The sequence below is a fragment of the Streptomyces chromofuscus genome, from assembly GCF_015160875.1.
GTDB classification, from domain to species: Bacteria; Actinomycetota; Actinomycetes; order Streptomycetales; family Streptomycetaceae; genus Streptomyces; species Streptomyces chromofuscus.
In genome coordinates this window covers 4568963-4587181 of sequence record NZ_CP063374.1, presented here as the reverse complement: position 1 = coordinate 4587181, position 18219 = coordinate 4568963, and the positions used below count along the sequence as shown (strand labels likewise).

Here is an 18219-nt window from a genome sequence, read left to right as displayed (position 1 = left end):
CCCCACGACGGCGCACGCCCACGACGCACACCCACTACCGCACACACCCACGACGGCGCACGCCTCCGCCACGTCGCCTACGCGCTTCTACGCCGCCCTACGTCGTCGTGCGCCGACGCCGAGCCCCCGGCCGCCGCTCGCTGGGCCGCGTCACCGGATCCCCGGCCTCCAGCGCCGCCGCCCGCCGCTTCATCCCGAAGTCGGCCAGCGCCTCCGCCAGCTTGTGTACGGACGGCTCCGGAGCCATCACGTCCACCCGCAGCCCATGCTCCTCGGCGGTCTTCGCCGTGGCGGGCCCGATACACGCGATCACGGTCACGTTGTGCGGCTTGCCGGCGATACCGACCAGATTCCGCACCGTGGACGACGACGTGAACAGCACGGCGTCGAACCCACCGCCCTTGATCGCCTCCCGGGTCTCCGCGGGCGGCGGCGACGCGCGCACGGTCCGGTAGGCCGTGACGTCGTCCACCTCCCACCCGAGCTCGATCAGCCCGGCGACCAGCGTCTCCGTGGCGATGTCGGCCCGCGGCAGGAACACCCGGTCGATCGGGTCGAACACCGGGTCGTACGGCGGCCAGTCCTCCAGCAACCCCGCCGCGGACTGCTCCCCGCTCGGCACCAGATCCGGCTTCACGCCGAAGGCGACCAGCGCCTTCGCCGTCTGCTCCCCCACCGCGGCCACCTTGATCCCCGCGAAGGCCCGCGCGTCCAGCCCGTACTCCTCGAACTTCTCCCGCACGGCCTTGACGGCGTTCACCGAGGTGAAGGCGATCCACTCGTACCGCCCGGTGACCAGCCCCTTGACCGCCCGCTCCATCTGCTGAGGCGTCCGCGGCGGCTCGACGGCGATCGTCGGCACCTCGTGCGGCACGGCCCCGTACGACCGCAGCTGGTCGGAAAGCGAAGCCGCCTGCTCCTTGGTCCGCGGCACGAGCACCTTCCAGCCGAACAGCGGCTTGGACTCGAACCACGACAACTGCTCACGCCGAGCGGCGGCGGAACGCTCCCCGACCACGGCTATCACGGGCCGCCCGCCCTCGGGCGACGGCAGCACCTTCGCCTGCTTCAGCGTCTGCGCGACGGTCCCCAGCGTCGCGGTCCACGTCCGCTGCCGGGTCGTCGTCCCCGCGACCGTCACGGTCATCGGCGTATCGGGCTTGCGCCCCGCGGACACCAGCTCGCCGGCAGCCGCGGCCACGGAGTCGAGGGTGGTCGACACGACGACCGTCCCGTCCGACGCCCCGACCTCCGTCCAGCACCGGTCGGAAGCCGTCCGCGCGTCCACGAACCGCACGTCGGCCCCCTGCGCGTCCCGCAGCGGCACACCGGCGTACGCCGGCACCCCGACCGCGGCCGCGACACCGGGCACCACCTCGAACGGAACACCCGCCGCGGCGCAGGCGAGCATCTCCTCGGCGGCGTACGCGTCGAGCCCCGGGTCCCCGGACACCGCACGGACGACCCGCCTGCCGCCTCGCGCAGCCTCCATGACAAGATGTGCGGCATCCCTCACTGCGGGGACCCCAACGGTTGCTGACGTGCCGTCAACAACCGTCAGCTGAGGCGTGCCTGTGCCCGGACCGAGGTCCGAAGAAGGACCCGGGTCCGTGTTCACGACGGCGACGCCCGGCCTGGCGTGCGTGCGTACCACGTCGAGCACCTCGTGCTCGGCGACGAGTACGTCCGCGTGCGCCAGCGCCTCGACGGCGCGCAGAGTCAGCAGTCCCGGATCCCCGGGTCCGGCACCCAGGAAGGTGACGTGCCCGTGTTCCGGACTGGCGGCGGGAAGGGTGGTGGGGCTCAATGTGCTCGCTCCCCCATCAGACCGGCCGCGCCCTGGGCGAGCATCTCGGCGGCGAGTTCGCGGCCGAGTGCCACTGCCCGGTCGTGCGTCTGGGGCACGGGACCGGTGGTGGACAGCTGCACCGTCCGGGTGCCGTCGGTCGTGCCGACGACGCCCCGCAGGCGCATTTCCTTGACAATCTGCCTGTCGGCCCGGGGGTCCCCCCGCTCGAGCGGAGCCGAGAGTGGGGGAAGGTCGGCGAGTGCGCCCACCGGGGCGCTGCAACCGGCCTCCAGGGCGGCGAGCAGTGACCGTTCGGCGGTCACGGCGGCCCGTGTGAACGGGTCGTCGAGCTCGCCGAGCACCGCGATGAGGTCCGCGTTGTCCGCGGCGCACTCGATCGCCAGGGCCCCCTGGCCGGGGGCGGGCAAAACCGTGTCGACCGACAGGAAGTCGGTCACTTCGTCGATCCGGCCGATCCGGTGCAGTCCGGCGGCGGCCAGGACGACGGCGTCGAGCTCGCCCTTGTGGACGTACCCGATCCGGGTGTCGACGTTGCCGCGGATCGGCACCGTCTCGATGTCCAGCCCGTGCGTGCGGGCGTACGCGTTCAGCTGCGCCATCCGGCGCGGCGAACCGGTGCCGATGCGGGCCCCGCGCGGCAGGTCGGTCAACTTCAGCGCGTCCCGCGCGACGATCACGTCCCGGGGGTCCTCGCGCAGCGGGAACGCGGCCAGCGTCAGCGTCTCGGGCTGCGTGGTCGGCAGGTCCTTCAGCGAGTGCACCGCGAAGTCGACCTCGCCCCGGAGCAGCGCGTCGCGCAGCGCGGTCACGAACACACCGGTGCCGCCGATCTGCGCGAGGTGCTCGCGGGAGACATCGCCGTACGTGGTGATCTCGACGAGCTCGACAGGCCGTCCGGTCACCTGGCTCACGGCTTGCGCCACCTGCCCGGACTGGGCCATGGCGAGCTTGCTGCGCCTGGTCCCCAGCCTCAGTGCCTTCTCCGTCATGCCGGCCCTCGGTTCTGTGCGGTGTTCTCGGTGCTGTCCTCGGCGCGGGAGACGGAGGCCACCGTCTCGGCGTCGAGGTCGAACAGGGTTCGCAGCGCGTCCGCGTACCCGGCGCCGCCGGGCTCGGCCGCGAGCTGCTTGACCCGTACGGTCGGCGCGTGCAGCAGCTTGTCGACGACCCGGTGCACGGCCTGGCGGATCTCGGCGCGCTGCTTGTCGTCCAGGCCGGGCAGCCGCCCGTCCAGCCGGGCGATCTCGCCCGCCACGACGTCGGCGGCCATCGTCCGCAGCGCGACCACGGTCGGCGTGATGTGCGCGGCCCGCAGAGCGGCCCCGAACGCCGCCACCTCGTCGGAGACGATATGGCGCACCTGGTCGACGTCGGCCGCCATCGGTGCGTCCGCGGAGGCCTCGGCCAGCGACTCGATGTCCACCAGCCGCACCCCGGCGAGCCGGTGCACGGCCGCGTCGATGTCGCGCGGCATCGCCAGGTCGAGCAGGTAGAGGACCGGCTCGGGCCGCTGGGCCTCGGCGACCGGCTCGGGCTTGCGGCGCTCGGGGATCCGGCCGGTGGTGGCCACGGTCGCGGCGAGCGCGGTGATCAGCTCGGGCGTCACCTCGGGCGTCCGGCGCTCCGCCTCCCGCCGCTCGACCGCGCTGCCGGCGGCCCACGCGGCGTGCTGCTCCAGCGTCGCCGCGTCCATGCCGGCCACGGCGGCCTCGCCCATCACGGAGAAGCCGGGAGCGGTCAGGTCCAGCGGGCAGTTGTCGTCGGCGCCCACCGGGGTGGGCGGCAGCGGCGTCTGCCGGACGTCCGTCTTCGGCGCCGTACGCGCGTCCTCGGCGGTCTTCTCGACCCGCGCGGGGCGGCCGGTGCGGCCCTCGACCGCGCCCGCGATCTCCTCCGCGTGCAGGACCAGGCCGGTGGCGCCGGTGCAGGAGACGGCGATGTCGGCACGTGTCAGCTCGGCCCGTACCGAGTCCATCGGTACCGCCCGGGCCACCACGTCCGCGTCGTCGGCCTGGTTCAGGATCTGCGCGAGGCGCTCGGCGCGGTCGAAGGTGCGGTTGGCGATGACGACCTCGTCGACACCGGCGCGCGCCAGCGTCGCGGCGGCCAGCGACGACATCGATCCGGCGCCGATGACCAGCGCCTTCTTGCCCCGCGCCCACTTCTCCACGTCCCCGCCCGAGGCCAGCTGCTCCAGGCCGAAGGTGACCAGGGACTGCCCGGCCCGGTCGATGCCGGTCTCGGTGTGGGCCCGCTTGCCGACCCGCAGCGCCTGCTGGAACAGGTCGTTCAGCAGCCGCCCGGCGGTGTGCAGGTCCTGCGCGCGGGCCAGCGAGTCCTTTATCTGGCCGAGGATCTGCCCCTCGCCGACGACCATCGAGTCGAGCCCGCAGGCCACCGAGAACATGTGGTGGACGGCCCGGTCCTCGTAGTGCACGTACAGGTACGGCGTGAGTTCCTCCAGGCCGACCCCGCTGTGCTGGGCCAGCAGCGTGGACAGCTCGGCGACACCGGCGTGGAACTTGTCCACGTCGGCGTACAGCTCGATGCGGTTGCAGGTGGCGAGCACCGCGGCCTCGGCGGCCGGTTCGGCGGCGACGGTGTCCTGGACCAGCTTGACCTGGGCGTCCGCGTTCAGCGCGGCCCGCTCCAGCACGCTGACCGGGGCGCTGCGGTGACTCAGTCCGACGACGAGCAGACTCATGCCGGCATCACGGCGGGTACGTCCCCGTCGGGTCCCTTGTCGGCGGACTCCTTGCGCGCGACGGCGGCCGGGACGCCGCCGTCGGGGGACGCGGCCTCCTCGCCGGCCTTGCGCTGCTCGTGGAAGGCGAGGATCTGCAGCTCGATGGAGAGGTCGACCTTGCGCACGTCGACGCCGTCCGGCACCGACAGCACGGTCGGAGCGAAGTTCAGGATGGAGGTGACGCCGGCGGCGACCAGTCGGTCGCACACCTGCTGGGCGGCGCCCGCGGGGGTCGCGATCACGCCGATCGACACGCCGTTGTCCTGGATGATCTTCTCCAGGTCGTCGGTGTGCTGCACCGGGATCCCGGCGACCGCACGGCCGGTGAGCGCGGGGTCGGCGTCGATGAGCGCTGCTACCCGGAAGCCGCGGGAGGCGAACCCGCCGTAGTTGGCGAGGGCGGCGCCGAGGTTGCCGATACCGACGATCACGACCGGCCAGTCCTGCGTGAGGCCCAGTTCACGGGAGATCTGGTAGACGAGATACTCGACGTCGTACCCGACACCCCGGGTGCCGTAGGAGCCGAGGTAGGAGAAGTCCTTGCGGAGCTTCGCCGAGTTGACCCCGGCCGCGGCCGCCAGTTCCTCGGACGAGACCGTGGGTACGGAGCGCTCCGACAGCGCCGTCAGGGCTCGGAGGTACAGCGGAAGACGGGCGACGGTGGCCTCGGGAATCCCTCGGCTACGGGTCGCCGGTCGGTGAGTTCGGCCAGTTGCCACGGTGCTCCTGCGGGTAGAGCGGGGCTTCGGGCGGTCATACGTCCCCGGACCGCCCCGTCGAATGCAGGCTATGTCTTTGTGAACGCGTGCACAAAGATGGTGTCCGATTTGTCCGGCCAACGTGACCGGGGTCACGCGCCCTCCGCGAGGTAGCGGCGCAGGTGGCGACAGGGGGGCCACGATCGAACACTCTCCTGAAAAGTTCCCGCCCCCGAGACCAGGTCGCCTCGATCCTAAGCCAGGCTGAGCGCCCGGTTACCCCGTGAGCGCCTTGCGGAGACGGCCCTCGTCCACCCGCCAGAACGTGTGCTGCTCACCGTCCACCAGAACGACGGGAATCTGTTCCCAGTACGTGTCGTGGAGTTCCTTGTCCTGGGTGATGTCCTTCTGCTCCCACGACACACCGAGGTCGGCACAGACCTTTTCGATCACCAGCTGCGCGTCGTCACACAGATGGCAGCCGGGCTTGCGGATCAGGGTGACGAGGCGTTCCCGTGGAACCACGGGCTGCTTGCGGCGGAAAATCGGGCTCATGTCCGCCATTCTCGCGCCGCGCCGGGCGGGTTGTTTAACGGCACGGTCGCGCAGAGTTCACGGCGTTCCAACCTCTCGACTCCGGAACCTCCGAACAGAATGGCTATGCTCACGGCATGGCCGCTCTCGGATGGCTCACTCCCCGTAGGCGCTCCGCCACGGCGCGAAGCGTGTTGGCAGGCGAGGCCGCGGCGGAGGCCGCGCGCAAGACACAGGACACGTCCGTCCCTCCCGTCGGCGAGGAGCCGGAGTTTCCCGTGCGCGGCGACGAGAAGGCCGCCGCGTTCTTCGACCTCGACAACACCGTGATGCAGGGTGCCGCGCTGTTCCACTACGGGCGGGGGCTGTACAAGCGGAAGTTCTTCGAGACGCGCGAGCTCGCGAAGTTCGCCTGGCAGCAGGCGTGGTTCCGGCTGGCCGGGTTCGAGGACCCCGACCACATGCAGGACGTGCGGGAGTCGGCGCTGTCGATCGTGAAGGGGCATCGGGTGGCCGAGCTCCAGTCGATCGGCGAGGAGATCTACGACGAGTACATGGCCGAGCGCATCTGGCCGGGGACGCGGGCACTGGCGCAGGCGCATCTCGACGCGGGCCAGAAGGTGTGGCTGGTGACGGCCGCGCCGGTGGAGATCGCGCAGGTCATCGCGCGGCGCCTGGGACTGACGGGTGCGCTCGGCACCGTGGCGGAGTCCGTGAGCGGCGTGTACACGGGCAAGCTCGTGGGCGAACCGCTGCACGGACCGGCCAAGGCGGAGGCGGTGCGGGCGCTCGCCGCGGCGGAGGGGCTGGACCTCTCCCGCTGCGCCGCGTACAGCGACTCGCACAACGACATCCCGATGCTCTCCCTGGTGGGGCACCCGTACGCCATCAATCCCGACAGCAAGCTGCGCAAGTACGCCCGGGAGAAGGACTGGCGCCTACGGGACTACCGCACCGGACGCAAGGCGGCGAAGGTCGGCATCCCGGCCGCGGCCGGAGTCGGCGCGGTGGCAGGCGGCACAGCAGCAGCCATCGCCCTCCACCGCCGCCGCCGATAACCCCGCCAACGCCTGCGGCGCCTGGCACCGTCACGACCACCAACACCTGCAGCCCCTCGCACCGTGACGCCGCCAACACCTGCAGCACCCCGCACCGTCACGGCCACCAACACCTGCAGCCCCTCGCACCGTCACGCCGCCAACGCCTGCGGCACCCTGCACTGTCACGGCCGGTACGTGTGCGTCACCCCGCACCGTCATGACCGCCAACACCTGCAGCCCCTCGCGCCGTCACCACCACCAACACCTGCAGCCCCTCGCACCGTCACGCCGCCAACACCTGCGGCACCCTGCACTGTCACGGCCGGTACGTGTGCGTCACCCCGCACCGTCATGACCGCCAACACCTGCAGCCCCTCGCGCCGTCACCACCACCAACACCTGCAGCCCCTCGCACCGTCACGCCGCCAACACCTGCGGCACCCTGCACTGTCACGGCCGGTACGTGTGCGTCACCCCGCACCGTCATGACCGCCAACACCTGCAGCACCCCGCACCGTCATGACCGGTAATACCCGCGGTGCCCTCCGTTCCATCACGGTCAGTAATGCCCGCGGCACCCCGCACCGCCACGGCCGTCAGCAGCGGCGTCTCCCCGCGCCGTCACGGTCGGTAACGTCCGCGGCGCCCCCGCACCCTCGCTGCCGGTGGCACCGGCGGCGTGCTCGCGCCGGTGCCTGACGGCCGGCGAACATCGGCGCAGCAGCGGGCAGTCGTGCCGCTGGGGCGGCACGGGTGGGCGCAGCGGCACCCCGTCACGCCGGGCCGCGCAACACCGGCACCCCGCGGCCCGCGACGCACCTCCGTCACACCGACGGCCGCACAACGCCAGGCCCGTGGGCAACGCCGAGCACATTCGAAACGCCGGCCAATCCAGACCCCGTACCCACACAGCACCCCACCCAGTCCCCTCACCCGCACCCGGCCACAACACGCCCCGTACCGACCCCGAAGTCGAGCCCAATCGGTCAACAAGCTGTCATTCTCCAGCACTTGACCAGCCGTCAATCGGTTACAGAAGCGACGTAATCGACGATTTGAGCAACTGGGCGTAGCAGCGCCTGTACGAAGCGTTATTCTCCTCAGACGCAAACCGGTACCCCGCTCGTCGCTACGACGGGTGAAAGGTTCCGCACTGCACGTGATGGAAGCTCTGCCTCTGGGAGTCCCGTGTACCCACACGTCGGGGTTGACGCCTCGGGCCTGGCTACGCTGCGCGCAACGGTCACAGACCTGTTGCGCGGCTTCGTCCCCACCGCGTACGCCGTCCCCGCATTCGCCACCGCCGCGCCGGTCGGCCCGTGCTACGCACTGGCCGACGGCAGCGCCGCGGTCGGCAGACGAGGCCGCTCGGCCGGAGCTGCCACCGCACGCCGTCCGGCCGCCGACAGCGACAGCGCCCGGATGATGGACCTGGTGGAGCGCGCCCAGGCCGGCGAAGCCGATGCCTTCGGCCGGCTCTACGACCAGTACAGCGACACCGTGTACCGCTACATCTACTACCGGGTGGGCGGCAAGGCGACCGCCGAGGACCTGACGAGCGAGACCTTTCTGCGGGCGCTGCGCAGGATCGGTACGTTCACCTGGCAGGGACGCGACTTCGGCGCCTGGCTGGTCACGATCGCGCGGAATCTGGTCGCCGATCATTTCAAGTCCAGTCGTTTCCGGCTGGAAGTGACCACCGGCGAGATGCTCGACGCCAACGAGGTCGAGCGCTCACCGGAGGACTCCGTGCTGGAGTCCCTCTCGAACGCCGCGCTGCTCGACGCGGTCCGGCGGCTCAACCCCCAGCAGCAGGAGTGCGTGACGCTCCGCTTCCTCCAGGGTCTCTCGGTCGCCGAGACCGCCCGTGTGATGGGCAAGAACGAGGGCGCCATCAAGACCCTCCAGTACCGCGCCGTGCGCACTCTCGCCCGTCTTCTGCCCGACGACGCGCGCTGACCGCCGCCACCGAAGGCATACGTTCCGTTGTCCCCAACTCACCCTCGGTGAAAGACTGTTGACTTCGCCGTCCGTTCCTCCTCGGTCCGTAACCCAAGTGCCGCGCCGCTCGTTGTGCGGGATGCAGGCTCCCTGTGGTCACTCCCTGGCCGACTCCGATCCCTCGATCGTGTGGTTGCGGCCGGGGCGTGCAACCCTCAGGACCCCCTGGGGAGTCGACCGTCATGACGAGAGGAGGTGCCGCCAGTGATCGCGAACGTATCGGCGCACCGGCGGGCCAACGCCTTCGCCCAGGCCCTGGAGGAGCAGTCCGATCGGGGCACGGAGGCCGAGCAGTCCGAGGAGTCGGCCCCGGCTGCTGCGGACCAACCGATCGAGCAAGGCCGCCTGTTGGCCATCGCGGCCGGTCTTGGCGCGTTGCCCGGGCCGACGCTGGATCCCGAGGTCAAGGTGGTTCAGCGGGCGCAACTGGTGGCCCAGTTCGAAGCCATGTTCCAGGGCGGCGGCGAGGCGGCGTCCGACCCCGCGGTCCCGGAGCAGCGTTCCGCGCGCGGCCGTGGCGCCCACCGCGCCACGCCGCTGGGCAAGTTCCGTCCGCGTACGCGCCTGGCCAAGGGACTCACCGCCGGCGGCCTCAGCGTGGGTGTCGCTGCCAGTGCCCTCGGGGGAGTCGCCGCCGCCAGCGGGGACGCCCTGCCCGGCGACTCGCTCTACGGGCTCAAACGCGGCATCGAGGACTTCAAGCGAGGCCTCGCCGACGGCGACGACGAGCGCGGGCAGATGTACCTCGACCAGGCGTCCACCCGCCTGAGCGAGGCGCGTCGGCTGATGGAGCGCGGCCGCAGCGGCCCGTTGGACCACGAGTCGCTCGGCGAGATCCGCCGTGCCCTGTCCGGCGTGACGCACGACGCCTCCGAGGGCCACCGGCTGCTGACCGCCGCGTACGAACGCGATCCCGACTCGCTGGGCCCCATCCAGGCCCTCTCCGCGTTCTCCCGCTCGCACCGCGACGCCTGGGGGGCCCTGCGCGAGCGGCTGCCGGTGCAGCTCGGGGACGTCAGCGAGCAGGTGTCGTCGGTGTTCGACGCCATAGACCAGGAAGTCGCGCCGCTGCAGTCCCTGCTGCCGCAGCCCCCGACCCAGGGCGGCGGCAGCGAGGACGGCAAGAGGCGCGGCCCCGACGGCGGACCGGACACGGGTGCCACCGAGTCCGGTCGCGGCTCCGCCGCACCCAGCACCGGCAGCGGCTCCTCCGACGACGGCGATCCCGGCACCGGCAGTCCGAGCCGCTCGGCCGGAACCGACGACGAGAGCGACGGTCTGCTCGGCGGCACCAGCGGCGGGCTGCTCGACCCGCCGGAGGACATCGGCAGCGCCTCCCCGTCGCCGAGCAAGCCACCGACGACCGAGCCCGACGTCACAGTCCCGCCGCTGCTCCCGGGGCTGCTGCCCGGGCTCGGCCTGGACGCCGAGTAGCTCCCGCGGTACGGCGAAGGGGGCGCCCCTCCCAGGGGGCGCCCCCTTCGCCGTACGCCTACGACTGTCGTACGCCTTCGCCGGTCGGTACGGACTCAGAAGAACACCGAGCGGCGCTGCACCAGCAACTTGTACAGGGTGTGCTGGATCTGTTCCCTGACCTGGTCGGTCAGGTTGAACATCAGCATCGGGTCCTCGGCCGCCTCCGGCGGGTAGCCGTCCGTGGGGATCGGCCGGCCGAACTGGATCGTCCACTTGGTGGGCAACGGGATCGCACCCAGCGGACCCAGCCACGGGAAGGTGGGGGTCAGCGGGAAGTACGGGAAGCCCAGCAGGCGCGCCAGCGTCTTCGCGTTGCCGAGCATCGGGTAGATCTCCTCGGCCCCGACGATCGAGCACGGGATGATCGGCGTGCCCTGGCGCAGCGCGGTGGAGACGAAGCCACCACGGCCGAAGCGCTGGAGCTTGTAGCGCTCGCTGAACGGCTTGCCGATGCCCTTGAAGCCCTCCGGCATCACGCCGACCAGCTCCCCCTGCGCCAGGAGGCGCTCGGCGTCCTCGGCGCAGGCCAGGGTGTGGCCGAGCTTGCGGGCGAGTTCGTTGACGACCGGCAGGACGAAGACCAGGTCGGCGGCGAGGAGGCGCAGGTGGCGGCCGGCCGGGTGGTGGTCGTGCACGGCGACCTGCATCATCAGGCCGTCCAGCGGGAGCGTGCCGGAGTGGTTGGCGACGATCAGGGCTCCGCCGTCGGTGGGGATGTTCTCGATGCCCTTCACATCGACCCGGAAGTACTTCTCGTACACCGGGCGCAGCAGGGACATCAGCACCTGGTCGGTCAGCTCGGCGTCGTAGCCGAAGTCGTCGACCTCGTAGTCGCCGGTGAGCCGGCGGCGCAGGAAGGCGAGGCCGGCGGCGACGCGCCCCTCCAGGCCGCCGTCGTCCACGGGCCGCTGCTGCTCGGGCTCGCCCGGCCGCTGATCCTCGTGGGGCACGGGGACGTCGTGGGGCACGGAAGCGTCGTCCCGCGCGCGTGTCCGGCTGGGCAAGGGCTGGACGTCGCCCACCTCGCCCGTCTCACGGACCCGTGCGGGCTCCCCGCCGGGCCGTCGGCTCCCCACGCTCCGGCCGCGCCGCGGCGGCCGCTGCACGGCGTTCCCACGGGACCGGTCGTCGTCGAACGGAATGACCTTGGCGTCCGCCATCGTTGATGCGCTCCTCAGTTGGCGCTCTGCGTCGGGGGGTGGCCGCCGCCCGCGACGGGCAGCGCGGCGAACCGGTCGACGGCCCCCGCAAGGGCCTCGGGCGGCAGGAGTCCGGGTCCGCGGCTGCGCGCGAAGTCCGCGAACGTTTCCGCGGTGGTGTACTTCGGCTCGAATCCCAGCGTCTCGCGCATCTGGGTCGTGTCCACCACGCGGCCATGGGTCAGCAGTCGGATCTGCTCGGGTGAGAAGTCCGTCATGCCCAGGGTACGCACCAGCGAGCCGGCCCACGTGACCGCGGGCAGCAGCAGCGGCACGGTGGGGCGGCCGAGCCGCCGGGAACACTGGGAGAGCAGCAGGACGCCGTCGCCGGCGATGTTGAAGGTGCCGCTGTTGAGAGTGCCCCGACGCGGCTCGTGCGAGCCGATGCGCAGCACCTCGATCACGTCGTCCTCGTGCACGAACTGCAACCGCGGGTCGTAGCCGAGCACCGTGGGCATCACCGGCAGCGAGAAGTACGAGGCGAGCGGCGAGTCGGCGCTCGGGCCCAGGATGTTGGCGAAACGCAGCACGCACACCGCGACGTCCGGCCGGCGGCGTGCGAAGCCGCGCACGTACCCCTCGACCTCCACCGTGTCCTTGGCGAAGCCACCGCTGGGCAGCGACTTGGGCGGGGTGGTCTCGCTGAAGACGGCCGGGTCGCGGGGCGCCGAGCCGTAGACGTTGGTGCTGGACTTCACCACCAGCCGGCGGACGGTCGGGGACTTCTGGCAGGCGCCGAGCAGCTGCATCGTCCCGATGACGTTGGTCTCCTTGACCGTGGCCCGGTTGCCGCTGCCCAGCGCGGTTGCGGTGACGTCCATGTGCACGACCGTGTCGGCGGCCGTCTCGGCCAGCACACGGGCGATGGCGGGCTGGCGGATGTCGGCCCGGATGAAGTCCGCGCCGCCCAGGTGGTGCTCGGGCGGTACCGCGTCCACGGCGACGACGCGGTCGACCTCCGGGTCCCGCTGGATCCGTCGTACGAACCGGCCCCCCAGCTGACGGGCCACTCCGGTCACGAGCACGACCTTGCCCACGATCCGCGCCTTCCTTCCAGCCCTCGTACCGCTGCCGAGTTCCCCGTCTGCGGCCAACTTAGCGGTTGGTCGTCGCGCTGTGATGACCGCCCACTGCGCGAAGTGACGGCAAGCCACGCTCGTACGACCGAGTGTCCCGTCCGCCGAGCCGTCCTGTGCGCGCGGCCCGTTCCACCGGGATATCCCCCGGGATATGCGTGTGGCCCCCCACCGCACGGGATGGGGGGCCACAGCCACGCTCTCGCGGCGTTGCGGTGCGTCGTTACTTCTTGTTACGACGCTGAACGCGCGTGCGCTTGAGCAGCTTGCGGTGCTTCTTCTTGGCCATCCGCTTGCGCCGCTTCTTGATAACAGAGCCCACGACTACCCTCGCTCACTTCTCATCACTCGGTGTTTGGGCGCCATGGGCCCACACGACCTACGAGGGGCTAGCCTACCCGCCCGAGCGCTGAGGTCGTAATCGAGGTGCACGGGGAGATCGAAAGTGCCCTGTACCGATCTCCCCGCGCCGGCCGTCAGGCTGTTTCCACCCCCACATAGCTGTCGCGGAGGTACTCGTGAACCGCGTTCTCGGGGACGCGGAAGGACCGCCCCACCCGGATCGCGGGCAGATGACCGCTGTGCACCAAGCGGTACACGGTCATCTTCGACACTCGCATCACCGCGGCGACCTCCGCCACGGTAAGGAACTGAACCTCGCTCAGAGGCCTCTGATCTCCAGCTGCAGCCATGACACACCTGAACCTTCCGCACTCGACTCGACGGCCACCGGCTTCCCCTTCCGGTGACTCTTCGTCGCTGCGTGCTCACTCCCCAGACTAGGGGCGGGTGATGCGAGTGGGGAAGAGGTGCACCTATCGGCGGCCTACTGTGACAGACACGCCCGATTGAGTACGTAGCGGGTAAGCGGCCGGTAGTAATCAGACCGCACAGCGTCATCAAGTGGAACGACCACCGACACGCGCCCCTCGGCCTCCCCGACGAACGGCGCCGGGTCGTCCGTGTCCGCCAGACCGATGGCTTCGAACCCCAGCTGACCTGCGCCGCAGACCCAACCGTGGTCGCCGATGACCAGCTCCGGGAGGGGTCCGCCGGCCTCCGCGGCAGCGGCCAGAACGGTACGAACCGGCAAGGGGGAATGGGTGTGTGCGCCGGTCGCACGACCGGGGCCGGGCGCGCCGGGTTCCCGCACCATCGCGACGCCTCGTACGTAATCGAGGTTGTGCGTGCGTAGGCCGAACCTAGTCGTTATGTCGACAGAGCGACCCTTCGCCGGGGTGAGGACGGCACATCCGGCCGCCGACAAGGCGTCCGCCAACGCGCCGTAGAAACCGAGCAGTCGGTGCGGGTGGCCGGTCCCGAGCAGCACCGGCGCACCACGCTGCGCGACCACGGCCAGCCGCGCCGAGAACGCGTCCAGCGCGGCGAGCGTCAGTTCCGGGTCAATCACATCCTGACCGGAAACGCACCTCGGATCAGCAGATACCCCGCACTTGTCCGCCATCAACCCGATCACATCCCGCTCGCTCCACGCTCCTTCGGGGTCAATCCCGATCAACAGCCGAGGATCGCGAGCCGCGAAGGCCCGGTAACTGCGCAGGCTCTCTTCCCGCGAGGTGGCCACCGTCCCGGCCAGCCGTACGGCCAGGAGGTGGGCGCGGAGGGAGGTGGAAGTGAGCATGGGGGGATGGTGACGGATCGTGGGCGGAGGGTGGGGCGGGAACGGAGGAAGGGTGCTCGGTTGGCGTAACGGCGGGGGACCCGGACATCCGCCCGACCTCGTCAGCCGCCCGCAGCCGTGCGTCCCCGGACATCCGCCCGCAGCCCTTCGCTCCGCACAGCCGCCCGCAGCCCCTCGTTCCGGACCGCTGCACCGCAGCCGTCCGTCCCGCACAGCCGCCCGCAGCCCCTCGTTCCGGACCGCTGCACCGCAGCCGTCCGTCCCGCACAGCCGCCCGCAGCCCCTCGTTCCGGACCGCTGCACCGCAGCCGTCCGTCCCGCACAGCCGCCCGCAGCCCCTCGTTCCGGACCGCTGCACCGCAGCCGTCCGTCCCGCACAGCCGCCCGCAGCCCCTCGTTCCGGACCGCTGCACCGCAGCCGTCCGTCCCGCACAGCCGCCCGCAGCCCCTCGTTCCGGACCGCTGCACCGCAGCCGTCCGTCCCGCACAGCCGCCCGCAGCCCCTCGTTCCGGACCGCTGCACCGCAGCCGTCCGTCCCGCACAGCCGCCCGCAGCCCCTCGTTCCGGACCGCTGCACCGCAGCCGTCCGTCCCGCACAGCCGCCCGCAGCCCCTCGTTCCGGACCGCTGCACCGCAGCCGTCCGTCCCGCACAGCCGCCCGCAGCCCCTCGTTCCGGACCGCTGCACCGCAGCCGTCCGTCCCGGACGGCCGCCCCGCACCCCTCCGTGTCCCGGACGGCCGCCCGCAGCCGCCCCTACGCCAGCAAGCCCCGCAACGGGAACACGGCCCGCCGCGTGGCCAGCACGGCCTGGTCCACCCGGTCCGCGGGGTCGTACCCCGCCTCCCAGTCCCCCCACGCGAGCGGCCACCGCCCGTCGGTCATCCGCGCCGGCGCCAACTGCCGGGTCCGGGCGTAGACCTCCTGCCGCCACCCCTCCGGAATCATCGCCTCGGGCGCCACCTCCCGGCCCGCCACGACCCCCACCAGGTGGGTCCAGGACCGCGGCACCACGTCCACCACCGCGTACCCGCCACCACCCAGCGCCACCCAACGCCCCTCGGCGTACTCGTGCGCCAGTTCGTGACAGGCCACCTGCACAGCCCGCTGCGCGTCCAGAGAGACCGCCAGATGCGCCAGCGGATCCTCGAAGTGGGTGTCGGCGCCGTGCTGGGTCACCAGCACCTGCGGCCGGAACCCGGCGACAAGCTCCGGCACCACCGCGTGGAACGCCCGCAACCAGCCGGCGTCCCCCGTCCCCGCGGGCAGGGCCACATTCACCGCCGACCCCGCCGCGGCCCCCTCCGCTCCCGTCTCCTCCGGCCACCCGGTCTGCGGGAACAACGTCCGGGGATGCTCGTGCAACGAGATCGTCAGGACCCGCGGATCCTCCCAGAACGCCGCCTGCACACCGTCCCCGTGATGCACGTCGACGTCCACATAGGCGACCCGCTCGGCCCCCAGCTCCAGCAGGCGCGCGATGGCCAGCGAGGCGTCGTTGTAGATGCAGAACCCCGAAGCACCCGCCGGCATCGCGTGGTGCAGGCCGCCCGCGAAGTTCACCGCGTGCAGCGCCTCGCCCCGCCACACGGCCTCCGCCGCCCCCACCGACTGCCCGGCGATGAGCGCCGACACCTCGTGCATCCCGGCGAACGCAGGATCGTCCAACGTCCCCAGCCCGTAGGACTGGTCGGCCGCCCGCGGATCCGCCGAAGCGGCCTTCACCGCCGCGATGTAGTCCTCCCGATGCACCAGCCGCAGCGTCGACTCCCCCGCCGCCTTCGCCGCCACGACCTCCATCTCACGATCGAGCCCGAACGCCTCGACCAGTCTCCGGGTCAACGCCAGCCGGACCGGATCCATCGGATGGTCCGGTCCGAAGTCATAGCCCGTTACTGCCTCGTCCCACATCAGCTGTGCGCGGCCGCTCATGCCCGCCACCGTATCGGTCCGGTTGAGCGGCGAACGACCGGGCGTACACGAGTGTCACCAGCACCAACACCATCGGCACGAGCATGGCCCCCCGGTAACTCCACGCATCGCCCAACGCCCCCACCAACGGCGAACCGATGAGGAACCCCACGTAGTTGAAGACGTTCAGCCGCGCCACCGCCGCGTCGGACGCCCCGGGGAACAGCCGCCCCGCCGCCGCGAACGTCTGCGGCACCAGCACGCACAGCCCGAGCCCCAGCAGCGTGAACCCGAGCATCCCCACCCACGCGCCGGGCGCCCCCGCCACCACCGCGAACCCGACGGCCGCGACCAGCGCGCCACCCCGTACGACCGCCACGGCCCCGAGCCGCCGCACCCCGAAGTCGCCCAGGGCCCGCCCCAGCAGCGTGGTGACCATGTAGACGTTGTACGGCACCGTCGCCAGCTGCTCGGAACTCCCCAGCACATCCTGCAGGTACTTCGCACTCCAGTTGGACACCGTGGAGTCCCCGATGTAGGCGAAAGTCATCACCAGGCACAGCGGCAACAGCACCCCGAACCCGACCCCGCCCCCAGCCCCCTTGCCCGCGGCCCCGGCACCCGCGCTCACTTCCCCATCGACGTACCACCGACTCCCCACCAGACACAGCGGCAACAGCACCGCCACGACCGGCAGATACGACACGCCCAGCGCCAGCTCCCAGTGCGCCCCCACCCACGCCAGCGAGGCCCCCAGAATCCCGCCCAGGCTGTACGCGGCGTGAAACCCGAGCATGATGCTGCGCCCGTACGATCGCTGCAGGCTCACCCCGAGCATGTTCATCGAGGCGTCCAACGCGCCGACGGCCAGCCCGAACACCCCAAGTGCGATCGCCAGTTCGGCCATTCGGCCTCCCGCACCCACCCCCAGCAGGGCCAGGAGCACGACGGGCTGCGACCACCGGAGGACCGCACTGGGCGCCACCCGCCGCACCAGCCACTCCGTACCCACGCTTCCGACCCCGGCCAGCACCGGCACGGCCGCCAGGAACGCCGGCAACAGCGCGTCGGACACGCCGTAACGGTCCTGGATCGCCGGTATGCGCGTGACGAGCAGCGCGAACGCGACCCCCTGAGTGAAGAAAGCGACCGCCAACGAGCCCCTGCCGCGCCGCAGCACATCAGTCATGGCGGCGAGCGTAGGGCTCCGGCGTACCGCTGGGTATATCCAGCCAAAGATGAAATCTCCTCAACTTCAGCCGAGCAGCCCGAGCAGCTCTCCCATCTCCGAGAACAGCCCCTTGGCCCCCGCCAGCTTCGCGGGCGGCGTCATCGCGGTGAACCCGTACACGTCCATCCCCGCCGCCACGGCGGCCCGCACGCCGAGCGGACTGTCCTCGACGACCACACAGCGCTCCGGTGCGACCCCCATCCGCTCCGCCGCGTACAGGAACAGATCGGGCGCCGGCTTCCCCCGCCCGACATCCTGCGAGCTGAAGATCCGCTCGTCGTCGAACCACCGGTCCAGCCCGGTCGCCCGATGCCCCACCCGGATCCGCTCATGGCTCCCGGACGAGGCCACGCAGTAAGGCACCCCCTCCGCGGCCAGCTTCTCCAGCACCTCGCCGGCCCCGCTCACCGCCGTCAACTCCCGCTCGAAGGCGGTGAACACCCGCGCGTGGAAGACATCGTCGAAGTCCTCGGGCAGCCGCTGCCCCGAACGCTCCAGGATCACCTCATGGATCCGGTGCATCGCGGACCCCATGTAGTCCCGGATGGAGTCCTCGTACGTCGTCGGGTGCCCCAGCTCCGTCAGATAGGCGGCCAGATGCCGATTGGAGATGGGTTCGCTGTCGACGAGCACACCGTCGTTGTCGAAGATGACGAGGTCATAGCGCATACGCAGACCCTAAACGCAGAAAACCCCCGTGCCCAATGGCACGGGGGTTTTCTCAATATTTGTTCGGCGGCGTCCTACTCTCCCACAGGGTCCCCCCTGCAGTACCATCGGCGCTGTAAGGCTTAGCTTCCGGGTTCGGAATGTAACCGGGCGTTTCCCTCACGCTATGACCACCGAAACACTATG

The 18219-nt window shown here is 71.3% G+C and carries 16 protein-coding genes and 1 rRNA gene; 3 read left to right on the top strand and 14 right to left on the bottom strand.

Annotation, left to right across the window (positions count from 1 at the left end):
• Positions 1-97 precede the first annotated feature (97 nt).
• From IPT68_RS20665 to IPT68_RS20645, 5 genes are all read right to left on the bottom strand, one after another.
• Positions 98-1807, bottom strand: a complete 1710-nt coding sequence (locus IPT68_RS20665) for a bifunctional uroporphyrinogen-III C-methyltransferase/uroporphyrinogen-III synthase (protein WP_189701296.1) — start codon at positions 1805-1807, stop codon at positions 98-100.
• Positions 1804-2799, bottom strand: coding sequence for a hydroxymethylbilane synthase (hemC, locus tag IPT68_RS20660; RefSeq protein WP_189701295.1), 996 nt, complete (start codon positions 2797-2799; stop codon positions 1804-1806). The genes IPT68_RS20665 and hemC overlap by 4 nt, the downstream gene beginning before the upstream one ends.
• Positions 2796-4514: a glutamyl-tRNA reductase gene (locus IPT68_RS20655; protein WP_189701294.1), complete on the bottom strand. Its 1719-nt coding sequence runs from the start codon at positions 4512-4514 to the stop codon at positions 2796-2798. Before IPT68_RS20655 ends, hemC begins: the two co-directional genes overlap by 4 nt.
• The gene (locus IPT68_RS20650) at positions 4511-5275 is read right to left on the bottom strand and encodes a redox-sensing transcriptional repressor Rex (RefSeq protein WP_189701293.1); all 765 of its coding nucleotides are present in this window, start codon (positions 5273-5275) and stop codon (positions 4511-4513) included. The genes IPT68_RS20655 and IPT68_RS20650 overlap by 4 nt, the downstream gene beginning before the upstream one ends.
• Positions 5276-5530: 255 nt before the next feature.
• Positions 5531-5818: a glutaredoxin family protein gene (locus IPT68_RS20645; protein WP_189701292.1), complete on the bottom strand. Its 288-nt coding sequence runs from the start codon at positions 5816-5818 to the stop codon at positions 5531-5533.
• A 107-nt stretch (positions 5819-5925) separates the two neighbouring features.
• Here IPT68_RS20645 and IPT68_RS20640 point away from each other — a divergent pair, with 107 nt between their 5' ends.
• From IPT68_RS20640 to IPT68_RS20630, 3 genes are all read left to right on the top strand, one after another.
• Positions 5926-6846: an HAD family hydrolase gene (locus tag IPT68_RS20640; protein WP_189701291.1), complete on the top strand. Its 921-nt coding sequence runs from the start codon at positions 5926-5928 to the stop codon at positions 6844-6846.
• 1170 nt (positions 6847-8016) lie between these two features.
• Positions 8017-8787, top strand: coding sequence for an ECF subfamily RNA polymerase sigma factor, BldN family (locus IPT68_RS20635; protein WP_189702417.1), 771 nt, complete (start codon positions 8017-8019; stop codon positions 8785-8787).
• Positions 8788-9033: 246 nt separating this feature from the next.
• Positions 9034-10263, top strand: coding sequence for a DUF5667 domain-containing protein (locus IPT68_RS20630; RefSeq protein ID WP_189702416.1), 1230 nt, complete (start codon positions 9034-9036; stop codon positions 10261-10263).
• A gap of 95 nt (positions 10264-10358) precedes the next feature.
• Here IPT68_RS20630 and IPT68_RS20625 read toward each other — a convergent pair whose 3' ends face one another.
• From IPT68_RS20625 to rrf, 9 genes are all read right to left on the bottom strand, one after another.
• Complete coding sequence (locus IPT68_RS20625; RefSeq protein ID WP_189702415.1) at positions 10359-11465, bottom strand: lysophospholipid acyltransferase family protein; 1107 nt, start codon at positions 11463-11465, stop codon at positions 10359-10361.
• Positions 11466-11479: 14 nt separating this feature from the next.
• Positions 11480-12541, bottom strand: coding sequence for an NAD-dependent epimerase/dehydratase family protein (locus IPT68_RS20620; RefSeq protein ID WP_189702414.1), 1062 nt, complete (start codon positions 12539-12541; stop codon positions 11480-11482).
• 262 nt (positions 12542-12803) lie between these two features.
• A complete protein-coding gene (locus IPT68_RS20615) occupies positions 12804-12902 on the bottom strand; it encodes a 30S ribosomal protein bS22 (protein ID WP_003948845.1) in 99 nt (32 codons plus the stop codon).
• 154 nt (positions 12903-13056) lie between these two features.
• Positions 13057-13272, bottom strand: coding sequence for a helix-turn-helix domain-containing protein (locus tag IPT68_RS20610; protein ID WP_189702413.1), 216 nt, complete (start codon positions 13270-13272; stop codon positions 13057-13059).
• Positions 13273-13406: 134 nt separating this feature from the next.
• Entirely contained in the window at positions 13407-14222 is an 816-nt protein-coding gene (locus IPT68_RS20605; protein ID WP_189702412.1) for a phosphatase, read from the bottom strand.
• A gap of 756 nt (positions 14223-14978) precedes the next feature.
• The gene (locus IPT68_RS20600; RefSeq protein ID WP_189702441.1) at positions 14979-16154 is read right to left on the bottom strand and encodes an acetoin utilization protein AcuC; all 1176 of its coding nucleotides are present in this window, start codon (positions 16152-16154) and stop codon (positions 14979-14981) included.
• The gene (locus IPT68_RS20595) at positions 16105-17322 is read right to left on the bottom strand and encodes an MFS transporter (protein WP_189702440.1); all 1218 of its coding nucleotides are present in this window, start codon (positions 17320-17322) and stop codon (positions 16105-16107) included. Before IPT68_RS20595 ends, IPT68_RS20600 begins: the two co-directional genes overlap by 50 nt.
• Positions 17323-17388: 66 nt before the next feature.
• The gene (locus IPT68_RS20590; RefSeq protein ID WP_189702439.1) at positions 17389-18033 is read right to left on the bottom strand and encodes an HAD family hydrolase; all 645 of its coding nucleotides are present in this window, start codon (positions 18031-18033) and stop codon (positions 17389-17391) included.
• A 61-nt stretch (positions 18034-18094) separates the two neighbouring features.
• A 5S ribosomal RNA gene (rrf, locus tag IPT68_RS20585) occupies positions 18095-18211 on the bottom strand.
• Positions 18212-18219: the final 8 nt, after the last annotated feature.

Bases quoted from the DNA above. Each gene is read 5' to 3' on its own strand.
- IPT68_RS20645 (WP_189701292.1), bottom strand. From the start codon at position 5,818: ATGGCGGACATGAGCCCGATTTTCCGCCGCAAGCAGCCCGTGGTTCCA.
- IPT68_RS20655 (WP_189701294.1), bottom strand. From the start codon at position 4,514: ATGAGTCTGCTCGTCGTCGGACTGAGTCACCGCAGCGCCCCGGTCAGC.
- IPT68_RS20640 (WP_189701291.1), top strand. From the start codon at position 5,926: ATGGCCGCTCTCGGATGGCTCACTCCCCGTAGGCGCTCCGCCACGGCG.
- IPT68_RS20595 (WP_189702440.1), bottom strand. From the start codon at position 17,322: ATGACTGATGTGCTGCGGCGCGGCAGGGGCTCGTTGGCGGTCGCTTTC.
- IPT68_RS20600 (WP_189702441.1), bottom strand. From the start codon at position 16,154: ATGAGCGGCCGCGCACAGCTGATGTGGGACGAGGCAGTAACGGGCTAT.
- IPT68_RS20590 (WP_189702439.1), bottom strand. From the start codon at position 18,033: ATGCGCTATGACCTCGTCATCTTCGACAACGACGGTGTGCTCGTCGAC.
- IPT68_RS20610 (WP_189702413.1), bottom strand. From the start codon at position 13,272: ATGGCTGCAGCTGGAGATCAGAGGCCTCTGAGCGAGGTTCAGTTCCTT.
- IPT68_RS20605 (WP_189702412.1), bottom strand. From the start codon at position 14,222: ATGCTCACTTCCACCTCCCTCCGCGCCCACCTCCTGGCCGTACGGCTG.
- IPT68_RS20625 (WP_189702415.1), bottom strand. From the start codon at position 11,465: ATGGCGGACGCCAAGGTCATTCCGTTCGACGACGACCGGTCCCGTGGG.
- hemC (WP_189701295.1), bottom strand. From the start codon at position 2,799: ATGACGGAGAAGGCACTGAGGCTGGGGACCAGGCGCAGCAAGCTCGCC.